The organism is Streptomyces sp. HUAS 31 (genome assembly GCF_028198125.1).
Classification (GTDB): domain Bacteria; phylum Actinomycetota; class Actinomycetes; order Streptomycetales; family Streptomycetaceae; genus Streptomyces; species Streptomyces chartreusis.
Genome location: NZ_CP116353.1, coordinates 9,572,585 through 9,586,382, shown reverse-complemented (window position 1 = coordinate 9,586,382; position 13,798 = coordinate 9,572,585). Strand labels below are relative to the sequence as shown.

The window sequence follows — 13,798 nt, the reverse complement described above, 5'->3', positions numbered from 1 at the left end:
CGAAGAGAATACGGAGTGAGTGCTCACTCCGTCAATGAGTGAGCACTCACTCCGACCCACTTTCGAGGTACATCACGTCTTCGGGTCGCTACGGTGTGATGCGCAGGGCGTCCACCATCCCCACCGAGGTACTTCGGTTGACGATGCGGATGGTGTGCGTGCCCTGAGTCAGTCCGGTGCGCTGCCATACGGTCTGCTGCACCTGTCTCGCACCGGAGATCCGTAGGTCCACGGTCGCCTGGAAGACGTTGTCGAGATACACGTCGACCGTTCCCATGTCCCCGTTGCGTTCGGACAGGTAGGCAACTCCCGTTCCGGCGAAGGTGTATTGGGCCACGGCGTTGAGCGTCGTGCTGTGATGGGTGTCGTCGTTGTAGTCGCCGTATCCGCGCCCGCTGGTGGCGTGCCAGTTGCTGTCGTAGGTCAGCTGTGTGTTGTTCACCATGGGGTTGGGGGTGCGGGCCATGCCGAGCGTGGAGGTGGTGCCGCCCAGCGTCTTCTCGCCCTCGTTCGCGGACGCTGTGAGCCGCACGGGAGTGTAGGTGGAGAGCGGCTTCGCCGTACGTTCCACCACGTACACCTTTCCGGCGGTCGTGGGAAGGTCGAACTCGGCGGCGCTCGTGGTCAGTACGGTGGCGCCGCCGGCGACGTCGCGGACCCTCAACTGCTGGCTCCCCCACGGATTCACGACCCGCGTCGCGTTGCCGTACAGACTCTTGATGCCGACGTACTTCACCTCGCCGGCCTCACGCTCCGAACTGACCGTGAAGCCGCCCTTGGCGAGCAGGGTGAACCGTCCCACGAAGGAGGAGTCGCTCGGTGCCGCGGGGAAGACGCGGATCTTGTCGTTGTAGGACTGGAGCAGCGACTCGTTGAGAGCGGCGAGGTGCACTCCGAGGTATTCGAAGACGCCGTTGGTGTTGTCGGTCATCCCGTTGGGATAGGTCTGGTACTTGCGCAGCATCGTCTTCATGCCCTGGTAGGCCTGGTCGCCCAGCCCCAACCGAGCTGCCTGCACCGCGTCGTTGGCCCATACGTTGCCGTACGGGAAGGGGCGTGCGTTGAAGGTGTTCACGGCCTTCTGGTGGTCCGGGTAGCCGATGCCGGTGCGGTCGTAGGGCCAGATGATCTCGGCCGCCACGTTCTCCCCGTTGCGGGTCTGCGCGAGCGGCGGGGTGTGCGGCAGATAGACGTCGGCGGTGGAGGGATAGGCGATCAGGTTGTCCACGATCCGCTGCCACTGCGGGCGCAGTTCGGCGTCCAGTCCCAGGGACTCGGAAACGCGGATCGTGAGCGGGAACAGGGTGCGCACCGCCGCGAGGTCGGTGATGGCGTTCGGTACGTTCCAGTACGTCTCGTGCGCGTGCGAACTGGCCACGTGGTACTTGCCGGAGGCGGAGTCGTAGGACAGCTTCGCGGCATAGAACTTCACCACGTCCCGCATGAAGGGGTAGGCGGTGTTCCGCAGGTAGGCGGCGTCATTGGTGTACGCGTACTGGAGGTACATGTTGTACGCGGCCTCGGTGCCCGTCGACCAGATGTTGTTGGTGAAGTCGCTGTTGACCGTGCCCCTGGCGTTGCCGTCCCAGCCCATGGTCTCCGGCACCCAGAGCCCGTCGACGTTGTAGCGGGTGCGCGTGTACGACTTCAGCGCCGCCGAGTTGCGGCTGTAGAGGCGGTTGAAGCCGGCCAGCAGGTCGACATGATTGGAGGCCAGGAAGGAGTTGTAGACGTCGCGTTGGTTCCAGAACCAGTAGGCGTTGCTCCACTTGGTCTGGTCACGGGTGGCCCGGAAGACGCCGTTGATGAAGTGGAACGGATTGGTCCCGTAGCCGCCGGCGGCGATCATGTACGTGCTCAGGTAGTAGACGTTCTCCAGGTAGTCCGCGTCCCCCGACAGCCCTGAGTACTGCACGAACGACTTGCCCCAGAAGTCGTGCCACCAGGACCGGAAGTCGTTGAGCGTCGCGCTGTAGCCGCGGCTCTTGGCCGCCGCCAGGGCGCGCTTCGCCTCGGCCACCGAGTCCTGCGAGGGCGCGTTGAGCCTGCTGCTGGCGGTGAACCAGATGGTGTAGCTGCGGGAGGGAGTGATCGAGAGCCGGACGGTTCGGCCGTCGACGACCCGTGCGTTGTAGGCCGCTCCCTCGACGGTGGCCGCCAAGGTGTACCCGAAGTTCTGCGGGTCGGACTGGCCGCGACTGAGTCCGGCGCCCGTCGAGTCGGCGTACGTCGAGACCGTCTTCCATGTGTCGAGGTTGGGCACGTCACCGCTGTTGCCCAGCTGGGACGTGTCCCACAGGCCCAGGTCGAGATTGACCGCGGAGACCCCGGAGCGCGAGTCCTCGACGTGCACCCCCATGACCTCGGAGTTCGGCACGCCCATCACCGTCACCGTGCGGTTGGCGTCGTACTTGGTGGTCAGGGTGCCGTCGTAGAGCGACAAGCGTTGCTGGTAGGTGCTGTACCCGCTCTCCAGTGGCGGTGTGGTGGACAGGTTGAGCAGTCCCGCGCCGAACGCGGTCTGCTGCGAGGTGTCCACGCCGGACACCTGCATGGTCAGCCCGTTGGCCTGCCAGGCCATCGCGCCTGTACGGCCGTTGCCGACGGTCAGCCCGTGCAGCGGGTTGGTCGCGGGCCGGTTGTAGACGAGGTCGTGCTTGGACAGGTAGGCGGCGCGATCCACGTTCAGGGCTCCGGTGGCGGAGTCGAACGCGGCGTCCGTCGGTGCCGCCGTGGCCGGAGCCGTGAGGCCTACGGCGGTCGCGGTCATGATGCAGACGGCTGCGAGCGCGGCTCGCACGAGTCTGCGCAGTCTCATCGAATGGCCTCCCTGCGGTCGACACCGAAATTCATTAACCCGATGACTCGGCCGGACAACTGCGTAAGTGCGCTCGTTTCCCTGTAGCGAACGAGGGCATGGAGAGGCAGTCCTCCGATCCGGGCATGGAAAGAACAACCAGAACAAGGCACACGAAGTTGGTCATTCTCGAAGTGCCTGCAATGAGCGGAGGTACGGCGTGCGGGTACACCAAGACATCGGCATGGTCATGCCATAGCAAAGTAGACATCGGATGTATTGATCGGTCAACACTCAGCGCAAACATCGGCCGACGAGGCGGACCAGATGCTCAAGGGCCTGCGCAGGGACGTGCGACGCTCAGCTGCTGCTCGCCGGCACAAGTGCGCGCACGGCCTGGTGCAGTGGGGTCGGAGGACGGCCGAGTACGTTGCCGAGGTCGTCGGTCTGGCGCTCCAGGGCTCCGGACCGCACCTGGTGTTCGAGCCAGCCCCGTATGCCGGCGGCGGGTTCGGATCGTTGCCGGTACCGCACCGACTTGCCGTACACCTGGGTGAGGACCTCTGCAAGCTCGGGATAGGTCCACCGGGCCCCCGTGAAGTCGTAGGCACGGTCGAGGTGCCCGTATTCGGTGAGCACGCGGGCAGCCGCCTCGGCGAGGTCGGCGCGGGAAGCGGTGTTGATCCCCCTGCCGTCGGTGCCGTCCCACAGCTCACCCGCCGCGACGGCCGCGCTCAGCGAGGCGTTGAGGAACGCCTCGCTGTAGAAGGGGTGGCGCAGCAGTGTGTGGCCGAGGCCGCTGTCACGGAGGGCCCGTTCGGTGACGTGGTGTGCTGCGGTGACGCCGTCCGCCTTCGTGTCGGCGTCGAGGAAGCTGGTGTAGACGACCACGCCGACCCCGACCTTGCGGGCCGCGTCCACGGCCGCCCTGTGGTGGCCGCTTCGGCGGACGGGGTCGAGTTCCGGGGAGGAGATCAGCAGCAGCCGGTCGGCGCCCTCGAAGGCCGCGGGGAGCGTGTCCGGCACGTCGTAGTCGCCCCGCCTGATCTGGATGCCCCGGGCGGCGAAGCCCGCCACGCTCTCGGGGGATCGCACCGCGAGGGCGATGTCCTTCGCCGGGATTCGCGTCAGCAGCTCCTCCACGACCAGCCGCCCGAGCGCTCCCGACGCCGCGGACACGACGATCATCCAAGTCCCCCTCATGCGGGCTGAGTTGCGGAGGCGTCACGGGGGCCCGCCGGCCGGACCACGCATCGGTGACGAGCACACCTTGGTCGAACCGCGCCACCGCCGTCAAAGGCATATTCGGAACACCGAGTCGCGCGGGCGGCAGCCGCCGCCAGTCCGGCCGACGGGTGTCACGACACCCACGAGTCAAGCAGCCTCATGGTCTGACGCAGGAAATACCGAGGCCCCCGACAACGAAGAGCCCGGGACCACGGCCAAGGCCTGCGTGGAGTAGCCACGGCCGGGCACGAGGAAGGACAGGAACGGAACCGGGTGAGAGGCGGATCGGCATGAGCAGCCCGTTGGCGGAGATGAAGCGCAGGCATGGCCCTGCCGTGCGCCGGCTGAGCACCGAGCCGACCCGCCCGCCCCATGTCCGCTGAAGCAAACGCCGCCCCCGTCGCCCGGACACGACCGCACGCGGCCTGGTGGCCGGCACTGCGACGCACGCCTGCGTCCTTGTGGAACGACGACGTATCGGACTACGCGGCGGCGCTGACGTACTACTCGATCCTGGCCGTGCTCCCGGCGCTGCCTGCCACCGTTCTGGTCTTCGGCATGATCAGCCCCGGCACCGCCGAGGAGTTCGTCACCCAAGTCACCACATACGCGCCGGCCCAGTCCGGTGCCGAGCTGCACGCCGTCCTCGCCCGGGCGCTGAGCAGGGGCGGCGCGGCCTGGTCCCTGATCGCGGTCGGCGCGGCCAGCGCGCTGTGGTCGGCCGCCAGCTATCTGGCCGTCTTCCGCCGCGCCCTGCACAGCATGCACCGCGTCGAGGACCACCGCTCGCCGTGGCGCACGGCGCACCGGATCGTCCTCACGGCTCTCGCGCTGGTCGGGCTGCTCCTGGTCGGCACGCTGACCTTGCTGCTGAGCGGCCCGCTCGCGCAGGCCGTGGGTCGCCCGCTCGGCGTGGGTGGCACCGCGGCCTGGGCGTGGGGTCTGCTGCGCTGGCCCCTGTTGGTGTGTCTCGTCGCCCTACTGGTCGTGGTGGTCTTCCACACCGGCCCGGCGTCGGCCCGCCGCCGCGCACACAGCCTGCCCGGTGGGGTGCTGGCCGCCATGCTGTGGCTGGCCGTGTCCGCCGGATTCTCCCTGTACGCGTCCACGCTCGCCGCCTACAACCGGCTGTACGGCTCGCTCGCGGGCGTCGTCGTCTTCCTGGTCTGGCTGTGGCTGTCGAACCTGGCCCTGCTGACGGGGGCACAGTTCGCCGCGGAGCTTGCGAAGTCCCGGGGGCAGAGGACGGGGAAGTCGCCGGTGTCGTAGCAGTTTGCGACAGCGGGTCGGGTAAATCGTCCAGGCCCGAGCTGGTCGGCGACGACGGTTGCCGCCTTGCGGTGCCGGCAGCGGTGTCGACACGTTGGGGCCCGACTGGACGAGACTTGAGCGGCGGGGTTGCCAAGTACCTCCGGACCGGCCGAGGCTGCGGCGATCGTGGGGCATGCGGTGACGGGGTGACAGAGCGAGGCCCTTCGCCGCGCGACCGTCATGGCGCCTGGCGTTCGGCGCGACAACGTGATGCTGTGAACAGGAGCCGCGCCAACGCCCGGCAGCCCAGACCTGTTGGGTGTCCGTTGCTGACGAGCGTGAGGCTCCTCGCCTCGCAGCCCGGTCGGCCAACCCAGGCCACGTGGCCTCTCCCTGGCCCGGAGAACGAGGAGGAGCACGATGACCCTTCGCCCCCGGGACGGACGGCTCGACACAATCGTGGTGGGCGCGGGGCTCGCCGGACTCGCCTGCGCTCTGGACCTCTGCCGTGCCGGGCAGCGGGTGGCCCTCCTGGAGGCTTCGGACGCCGTCGGCGGACGCATGAGAACGGATTCGCGGGACGGCTTCCTGCTCGATCGCGGGTTCCAGGTCTTCAACACCGCCTACCCACAGGTGAAGCGCCGTATCGATCTTCGAAGTCTGCGGCTGCGTCCCTTCACTCCTGGCTTCGTCGTGCACACTCCGGCCGGGCCGGTACGACTCACCGACCCGACCCGTGACCGGAAGGCCGCGGCCTCGCTGCTGAAGCAGCGCGCCCTGCCACCCCGCGATCTGGCCGCGCTGGCGGCGATCACGGCCGGGGACACGCTGCTGCCGACGAAGCTGGTCAAGCGCCGGACCGACAGGACCGTGGCGGACTCCCTCACGGGGGCAGGACTGTCGGAGGCCACGGTGCAGGACCTGTTGAGGCCCTTCCTGTCCGGTGTGTTCCTGGAGGACCGGCTGGAGACGTCGGCCCGCTTCTTCCACCTGGTCTGGCGCAGCATGGTCCGCGGAACCCTGTGCCTTCCGGCCAAGGGGATCGGCGCCGTACCCGCCCAGCTCGCCCGGGGCCTGCCTGCCGGCGTCCTGCGGTTGGAGAGGCCCGTGGCGGACGTGATCTCGTCGGGTGTTCTGCTCGCGGACGGGGAGGAACTCCCCGCCCAGGCCGTCGTGGTCGCCACGGACGCGGCCACAGCCGCCCGCCTGCTGCCAGGGCTGCCCGTGCCCGAAGGGCGGACGGTCACCACCTACTACCACGCGGCCGACACCAGGCCGCTGGCGGAACCGACCCTCCTGGTGGACGGCACCGGCTCGGTACTGAACACGTGCGTCCTCACCGAGGTATCCAGTTCCTACGGACCGCCCGGAACCTCTCTGGTCTCGACCTCCGTGCTGTCCGGGGACGAACCGGGCGCGCATGATGCCGTGCTGCGGCGACTTGCCGAGATGTACGGCGCCGATACGAGCGCGTGGAGCCACGTAGGCACCTGCACCGTCCCGTCGGCGCTGCCCGCCATGCCGCCGCCGTGGCCCCTGAGCCGCCCGACCCGTTTCAGCGCGGGCAGGTACGTATGCGGTGACCATCGGGCAACCGGGTCGGTGCAGGGCGCGCTGGCCTCGGGGACCCGCGCCGCCAGGAAAGTAAGGGCTGATTCAGCAGGGCGCTGACACCGTATCCGCCCGGGCTTCGGTTCGCCGCCGCCATGCACCCGTCTCACGGCTCCCGTTGCCGTACGGCAACGCATTACGGCACCCCCGGCGCACCCAGAACATCCAGGCCATTTCGCAACCCGGGCACCTCAGCCACTTCCACGACCCGCAGATTGCGCGAAGTGCTGCTCACCTCCTCTGCCATGGAGACGGCCCGGTCAATCAAGCCACTGCTTCAATGGGCAATTTCATCTGAATTGCAGCGATGGGAGTGGTTCATTTTTGTCCGCACTGAAATGGAGGCATTAGGACGGGTACTTCGAAGCCTTCAGCAACGCAAGGAGAGAGGAGACACACCATGCGACCGATGGCACGCTGGGCAATGTCAGGAGCTTTGCTCACCGCAGCCGTGGCGGGGCCCTTGAGCACTCCCGCCCACAGCGCCCCCGCATCTCTGTACGCCCCCTCGGCCCTGGTCCTCACCACGGGCCACGGCGAGAGCGCCGTCACCACGACGCCGGAGCGGGCGGTGACGCTGAACTGTGCGTACATCACTTCGGGGACTCACCCCGACACGCGGCAGGCCTGTGCGGAACTGGACCGCGTGAACGGGGACCTCGGACGCCTGGCCACCCTCCACGGAAACGACGCGGGACGGCCCTGCACGAAGGAGTACCGGCCCGTGGTCGTCACCATCCAAGGCGTATGGCGAGGGACGCGCGTGAACTACGAGCACAAGTTCGCCAATTCATGCGTCAAGGAAACCCAGGGCGCATCGGCATTCGCCTTCTGAGCATCACAGCTCAGTAGGCCTCCAGTTGGAACCCGTGGCCACGCCCGCGTATCAGCGGGCGTGGCCACAGCACTCGGTGGCTGGGACACGGAAGCGCACAGGCGCTCCTCCGACTCAGGGTTCGGCCACGAAGACATGTGCGGCGGCCGACGCGGGGAGTGCGGCGGTCGCCATGTCGCCTCCGACCCTCACGCCCTCGGGCGACGACGTGACGCTGACCACCGCGCCAGGCCGCACCCCGGCGTAACGCAGCGCGCCCAACAGCCGGGAGTCGGCCTGGACCGACTCCCCGATGCGGCGGACGACCGCGCTGACACCGTCCGGCCCGGTCGCCAGATCGCTGAGGCCCACCGCGCTTCCGTGGTCGAACGGATCAGCGGCTCCCTCCCCACCTAGTTCCGCGAGGCCCGGGATCCGGTTGCCGTACGGCGAGTGCGTCGGATGCCGCAGCAGTTCCAGGACACGGCGTTCGACGGCCTCGCTCATCACGTGCTCCCAGCGGCAGGCTTCGGCGTGGGCCTGCTCCCATTCCAGCCCGAGCATGTCGACGAGCAGACACTCCGCGAGCCGGTGCTTGCGCATGACTCGCGTGGCCAGTCGGCGGCCCTCGTCGGTCAGCTCGAGATGACGGTCGGCGGCTACGCGCAGCAGGCCGTTGCGCTCCATTCGGGCAACGGTCTGGCTGACCGTCGGGCCGCTCTGTTCCAGGCGCTCGGCAATGCGGGCGCGCAGCGGGACCACGCCGTCCTCCTCAAGCTCCAGGAGAGTGCGGAGGTACATCTCCGTGGTGTCGATGAGTCGGGTCATGCCGGATGTCAGGCGGGAGTTTCGGCGGTGACGGTGAGGACCGCGCGGCCGAGGGTGTGACCGGCCATGGTGAAGCCGAGGACGGCGGGGGTGGTGTCGGCGGGGACACCGATGGAGGGGACGTCGAGGGCGTGCACCACGACGAAGTAGCGGTGCGGGCCGTGCCCGGCCGGCGGAGCGGCGCCGATGTAGCGGGCCAGGCGGGCATCGTTGGGCAGTTGGAAGGCGCCTTCCGGCAGGCCCGCACCCGTGTCGTCACCGACGCCTTCGGGCAGCTCGGTGGCCGTGGCGGGGATGTCGGCGACCGCCCAGTGCCAGAACCCGGACCCGGTGGGGGCGTCGGGGTCGTAGACCGTGACGGCATAGCTCTCCGTGCCTTCCGGAGCACCGCTCCAGGAGAGCTGTGGGGAGATGTCCTTCCCGCCGGGAAGCCCGGAGGCGTGCTGCTCCTCCGGCCAGGCGGCTCCGTCGGTGACGGTGGTGCTGGTGACGGTGAATGAGGCCGCCTCGGGGAGGCGGGCGAAGGGGTCGTTGGCGTGTATCACGTCGTTTCCTCTCGGAGCTGTGCGCTGTGGGGCGATGGCGCCGGTGATGTGGACCATCGGGCCCCAAGGGCGGCGGAAGAGCGCATGTCGAGCGCTCGGCCGCGCCATCCTGAAATCGACGGTAACACAGATAATCGATTATTGATGGGATCGTCTATGCTGCGCACATGGCTAAGGCGCACACTCCGACCCCCGCCGGGAAGCAGATGCTCTCCGAGCAGGTCTACGCACACCTGCGAGACGCGATCCTGCGCGGCGACCACGCTCCTGGCGACCCGCTGAAACCGCAGGACCTTGCCAAGGAACAAGGCGTGAGTCTGGCCGTCGTACGCGAGGCCCTCGTGCGAGTGGTCGGCGAGGGCCTCGCCGACCGGCTGCCCAACCGTGGCTTCGCCGTCCCGGCCGTCTCCGACCGCCGCTGGCAGGAGATCGCGGAGGCTCGCCGAACCGTCGAACCCGTGGTGCTGCGGATGTCCATCGAGCGCGGGGACGTCGACTGGGAGGCCCGCGTGCGTGCCGCCCACCACCGCCTGGTCCGCACCCCCGCGTACCTGCCGGAGGAAGGCGAGTACTACACGAGCGCGTGGGCCGAGGCCCACAGGGTCTTCCACCGGACCCTGCTGGAGGGGTGCGGCAACCCCGTCCTGCTGGAGACCTTCGACCGGATGTGGACCGCGAGTGAGCTGGCACGTCGCTGGTCGGCGCAGCGAACCCCCGGCCGGGACGGGGTCCTTGAGCATCGACAGCTGGAGGAGGCAGCGCTGGCCCGCGACGCGGACACGGCGGCCGAGGTCCTCATCCAGCACCTCACCCAAACCGCGGACGCACTGACCGACCCCGCTGCTTCGAGCCCGTGAGCCCGGCCACCAGCGCCGCCCTGCGCGAACCCGCCACCGGTCCGCAGGCATGGCAAACCATCCCGATACAACTTGATCGGCGGCGCCGAAAGGAACTTAGGCCGGCGACGCAAGAGTTCATGGCTCTGCGATCTGGGGCGAAGACCCAGGTAGTCGAGGGTGCTTCGCACATGGTGTTCGTCTCCCGGCCAGGCGCGACGGCGGCCCTCATCGAGACAGCTGCCGGTGCGGGCAGCGGCTGCGGCCGCTTCGCCCAGGGCGCCCTTGAGCCACCGGATGAGCAGCTTGCGCGCACCTTGCCGGGTCACTGACCCGCGTAAAGGAGGGGCACAAAACCTCCCTTAGGGTGACCTGTGGGGAAACAATGATCAACGCAGGTGAGAGATCACCATTGGGGGGACGAGAACGTGGCGGGACTGGTAGGCAGATCGGCGGAGCTCGAACGGCTGGATGCAATGCTCGCAGGCCTGGGCCGTTCCGGGCTGCCGGAGGTCGTCGACGTCGTCGGTGAACCCGGCATCGGCAAAAGCAGGTTGCTCGACGAGGTGTGCGCGCGGGCCCGGCGGGCCGGGTTCACCGTACTGCGCGGACGAGCCACCGAGTATGAACAGCAGGTTCCCTTTCATCTGTTCACGGACGCGTTCGCCGATGCCGATCCGGGCGCACAGGCCGCCCTCGCCGACCCCGCCTTCGCCGAGGTGCACTCGGCGCTGTACGGCATCCGGCAGGCCCCGGGCGACGGTTCCGTCGAGAGCGCCGCCGCCCGGTTCGGGCTGCATCGTGCGATCGCAGCGTTCCTGACGCAGTTGGGTGAGCGCGGTCTGGTGCTGGCTCTCGACGACGTGCACTGGGCGGATCCCACGTCACGCGAGCTTGTGGACCATCTGATCCGGCACCCCGCGCGCGGACGCGTCCTGCTGGTGGTGGCCCGGCGGGTCCGGCAGACGCCGACATCTCTGACCGCGGCGCTGACGCGCGGCGCGGACAGCGGGACCGTGCTCCACCTCCCCCTGGAGCCGCTCTCCGAGCAGGAGTCCGTCCTCGCGCTGGCGCCCGACATCGCCGAGGACCAGGCCAAGCGGCTGCACGCCGCCAGCGAGGGCAACCCCTTGTATCTGCTGGCGTTGGGGCACGCCCACCGCACCGGGGCGTCTCTGCCTCGATTCACCCCGGACACCAGCGCCGACGCCACGGAGGTCGGGTACGTGGCGGGCCTGCCCGGCGGGCTCGCGGCGCTGCTGCTGGACGAGTTGGGGACGCTCACCGGGTCGCAACGCCGGCTCGTGGAGGCGGTCGCGGCGCTCGGCGACCACGCCTCGTCCGCCCTGCTGGCCGTGGTGAGCGAGCTCTCCGTCCCGGACGTGGACCAGGAGACCACAGCCCTGGTGGCGCGCGATCTGCTGCGCGCCGGGCCGGGCGGCCGGTGGATGCTGCGCCACCCCCTGGTCCGGGCCCTGGTCTACGAGAGGACCGCGCCCGGGCGACGTGCCGAATTCCACCGCCGCACCGCACGGGAACTCGCCCGCCGCGGCGCTCCCGCCACCGAGCGCGCCCACCACGTCGCACGGTCGTTGACCGACTGGGATCCCGAGGCCGCGGAGGTGCTCACCGAGGCTGCCGCACGGTTCGCGTCGACCGCGCCGGCCATCGCCGGCCAGCTGCTCGATGTCGTCCTGACCCATATGCCGGACACTCCCGACCGCTTCACGCAACGCGGCGAACTGCTCCTGGCACGCACCCGCGCGCTCGGCGTCAGCGGGAACCTCCGGGAGAGCCGGGACCTGCTGCACTCCCTGATCGAGACCGCCGCCAAAAGCCATCCCGAACTGCGGACGCGGGCCGTCGCCCAGTGCGCCGTGATGGAGCGGCACCTCGGCCACTCCCCCGAGGCCACTGCCCTGTTGCGCCGGGAGCTGTCCCGCGATCCCGGCCCGTCCCCCGCCCAGGCCGTCTCCCTGCGCCTGGCCCTCGGCATGTCCGCCCTGCTGACCGCGTCCTATCCGCAGGCACGCGCGGACGTCGCGCAGGCCGTCGCCGTTGCCCGTGCCGACGACGATCCCACCGGGGAGGCGGCGGCGCTCGCGCTTGCCGCCCTGGGCGAGGCGTACGAGGGAGAGGCGGAGGCGGCGGCCAGGTTCGCCGACTCAGCCGCGTCACTCGCGGATGCGCTGACCGATCCCGGCCTCGCCGGTCTGTGCGAGGCGCTGGTGTGGCTGGCCTGGGCGGAAACCCTGCTGGAGCGCTACGCCGATGCCGAGCGGCACATCACCCGGGGGCTCGGCATCGCCCGCCGCACCGGACAACTCCACGTACTGCCCCACCTGTTGACGAGCCGGGCCTTCGTCCACCTCACCACCTGCCGTCTGCCGTCCGCGCTGGAGGCCGCGGAGGAGGCGGAGTCCATCGCCCGGGCCGCGGGCAGCGACGACCTTCTGGGCTTCACCCTCGCCATCAAGACGCTGGTGCTGTTGCTGGCCCGACCGCTGGGCGACGGAAGCGCCCTGGCCACCGGTGAAGAGGCCACCGCCGCGGCCGGTCGCAGCAGGGGCTGGTGGTCGTCGCTGGCCTGGTGCATGCTCGGGCACGCGGCCTTCGTCAGCGGTGACCCTCATCGCGCCCAGGAGGCCATCACTACGGCAGGCGGCGGCCCCGAACTGCCCCTGCTGCAGCCGTCGATCCGTCCGGGCCAGCTCGACACCCTCGCGGCCGCGGCCCTCACCGCCGGGGACGTCGAGGCGGCCGAGCGCTGGGCCGCACAGGCCACCCACGAGGCCGACCGGCTCGGCCTCGACGGTCAGCGCGCGGCCGCCCTGCGCGCCCAGGCCACACTGGCCGAGCACCACGGCGAGACGGGCAAGGCCGTACGGCTCCTCGACGCGGCGGCACAGGAATACATCCGCTGTGGCCAGACCCTGTGGGAGGCGTATTCCTTGCTGCGGGCGGCGCCGTTGGTGCAGCGCACCGGGCAGGGAGCGCGCGCCGCAGCGATGTGGCACCGCGCGCACCGTATCGCCGTCGGCGGCGGCGCACGCCTGCTGGTGGACCTCGCCGAACTGATCCGCCCCCAGGTGATGGCGGAGACACCGGAGCTCCCTGCGCAGCTCGCGGAACTGACCGCGCGTGAGCTGGAGGTGGCCGAGCTGGTGGCGCAGGGGCTGAGCAATCAGGACATCGCCGCCCGGCTCCACCTCAGCCGGCGCACTGTCGAGACCCACCTGTCCTCGATCTACCGCAAGGCGTTGGTGCCGTCCCGCGCCGCCCTGGCCGGACTCATGACCCGCGTCGGGCTGGGAGCCGGGTCGTGAGCGATGCCGGTGGGTCAGTTGTGGGCGCAGGTCTCGGCCGCCCGCAGCTGCGGCGCCGGCATCACCACGCCGGCGCCGGCGACCGTGGCGCGCCCCCTACAGCACCACCGGGCGTGCCCGGCGCCGCGAGGCCACGCACGTGATCCCTCGCCGCTGCCCCCGCCGTCGGCGCTGCCAGGGCGGTAATCCGGGATCCGGGCCCGGGGCTTGCCCGGGAAGGACGCAGGACAGAGGGATCCCTGCCTCGCCTCAGTGTGGCGGTGCCGAGGGGACTGGCACATCCGTGAAACCACGTACTCCACGCCACCCCCGCACCGAACACCCTGCGACTTGGCGAAACCCGTAGTCGATTACGTGTTTCCACTGAGGCCGCCGCCCCCGCCCCCCATCTACGTTCGACCAGTCGGACAACTCAAGCGGTGCAGAGGGGAATGCGTGAGAGGCAACGCCCATGGTGTACGGGGTAGTTGGGTGACGCTCTTGGTGACGGGGAGTCTGCTGGCCGGGTGTTCGGCCCATGGGGCGGACGGCGGGTCCCCGCGGCGGACCGAGGCGTCCGCGCA

The 13,798-nt window shown here is 69.7% G+C and carries 9 protein-coding genes; 5 read left to right on the top strand and 4 right to left on the bottom strand.

The features are described 5' to 3' along the window. Positions 1 to 88: 88 nt before the first annotated feature. A complete protein-coding gene (locus PGH47_RS41570) occupies positions 89 to 2,818 on the bottom strand; it encodes a glycosyl hydrolase family 95 catalytic domain-containing protein (RefSeq protein WP_271667815.1) in 2,730 nt (909 codons plus the stop codon). A gap of 339 nt (positions 2,819 to 3,157) precedes the next feature. Continuing rightward, positions 3,158 to 3,985 carry an NAD(P)H-binding protein gene (locus tag PGH47_RS41565; protein WP_271667814.1) on the bottom strand — a complete coding sequence of 276 codons (828 nt, stop codon included), beginning with the start codon at positions 3,983 to 3,985 and terminating at the stop codon, positions 3,158 to 3,160. Between the two features lie 411 nt (positions 3,986 to 4,396). On the opposite strand from PGH47_RS41565, the gene PGH47_RS41560 reads away from it, so the two are divergent. From PGH47_RS41560 to PGH47_RS41550, 3 genes are all read left to right on the top strand, one after another. After that, positions 4,397 to 5,293, top strand: coding sequence for a YihY/virulence factor BrkB family protein (locus tag PGH47_RS41560; protein WP_271667813.1), 897 nt, complete (start codon positions 4,397 to 4,399; stop codon positions 5,291 to 5,293). A 402-nt stretch (positions 5,294 to 5,695) separates the two neighbouring features. Continuing rightward, positions 5,696 to 6,946 (top strand): NAD(P)/FAD-dependent oxidoreductase, encoded by a 1,251-nt coding sequence (locus PGH47_RS41555; RefSeq protein ID WP_271667812.1) that lies wholly within the window; start codon positions 5,696 to 5,698, stop codon positions 6,944 to 6,946. A gap of 340 nt (positions 6,947 to 7,286) precedes the next feature. Continuing rightward, complete coding sequence (locus PGH47_RS41550) at positions 7,287 to 7,721, top strand: subtilase-type protease inhibitor (protein ID WP_271667811.1); 435 nt, start codon at positions 7,287 to 7,289, stop codon at positions 7,719 to 7,721. A 114-nt stretch (positions 7,722 to 7,835) separates the two neighbouring features. On the opposite strand, the gene PGH47_RS41545 is transcribed toward PGH47_RS41550, so the two are convergent. After that, positions 7,836 to 8,528 carry a metal-dependent transcriptional regulator gene (locus tag PGH47_RS41545; RefSeq protein ID WP_271667810.1) on the bottom strand — a complete coding sequence of 231 codons (693 nt, stop codon included), beginning with the start codon at positions 8,526 to 8,528 and terminating at the stop codon, positions 7,836 to 7,838. Positions 8,529 to 8,536: 8 nt separating this feature from the next. Beyond that, positions 8,537 to 9,070 carry a YbhB/YbcL family Raf kinase inhibitor-like protein gene (locus PGH47_RS41540; protein WP_271668284.1) on the bottom strand — a complete coding sequence of 178 codons (534 nt, stop codon included), beginning with the start codon at positions 9,068 to 9,070 and terminating at the stop codon, positions 8,537 to 8,539. A 170-nt stretch (positions 9,071 to 9,240) separates the two neighbouring features. On the opposite strand from PGH47_RS41540, the gene PGH47_RS41535 reads away from it, so the two are divergent. Together PGH47_RS41535 and PGH47_RS41530 are read left to right on the top strand one after the other, a co-directional pair. Further along, positions 9,241 to 9,930: a GntR family transcriptional regulator gene (locus tag PGH47_RS41535; RefSeq protein WP_271667809.1), complete on the top strand. Its 690-nt coding sequence runs from the start codon at positions 9,241 to 9,243 to the stop codon at positions 9,928 to 9,930. 407 nt (positions 9,931 to 10,337) lie between these two features. Beyond that, the gene (locus PGH47_RS41530) at positions 10,338 to 13,235 is read left to right on the top strand and encodes a helix-turn-helix transcriptional regulator (RefSeq protein ID WP_333938195.1); all 2,898 of its coding nucleotides are present in this window, start codon (positions 10,338 to 10,340) and stop codon (positions 13,233 to 13,235) included. Positions 13,236 to 13,798: the final 563 nt, after the last annotated feature.

Coding starts and splice junctions, on each gene's coding strand:
- PGH47_RS41570 (WP_271667815.1), bottom strand. CDS start 2,818: ATGAGACTGCGCAGACTCGTGCGAGCCGCGCTCGCAGCCGTCTGCATC.
- PGH47_RS41565 (WP_271667814.1), bottom strand. CDS start 3,985: ATGATCGTCGTGTCCGCGGCGTCGGGAGCGCTCGGGCGGCTGGTCGTG.
- PGH47_RS41560 (WP_271667813.1), top strand. CDS start 4,397: ATGTCCGCTGAAGCAAACGCCGCCCCCGTCGCCCGGACACGACCGCAC.
- PGH47_RS41555 (WP_271667812.1), top strand. CDS start 5,696: ATGACCCTTCGCCCCCGGGACGGACGGCTCGACACAATCGTGGTGGGC.
- PGH47_RS41550 (WP_271667811.1), top strand. CDS start 7,287: ATGCGACCGATGGCACGCTGGGCAATGTCAGGAGCTTTGCTCACCGCA.
- PGH47_RS41545 (WP_271667810.1), bottom strand. CDS start 8,528: ATGACCCGACTCATCGACACCACGGAGATGTACCTCCGCACTCTCCTG.
- PGH47_RS41535 (WP_271667809.1), top strand. CDS start 9,241: ATGGCTAAGGCGCACACTCCGACCCCCGCCGGGAAGCAGATGCTCTCC.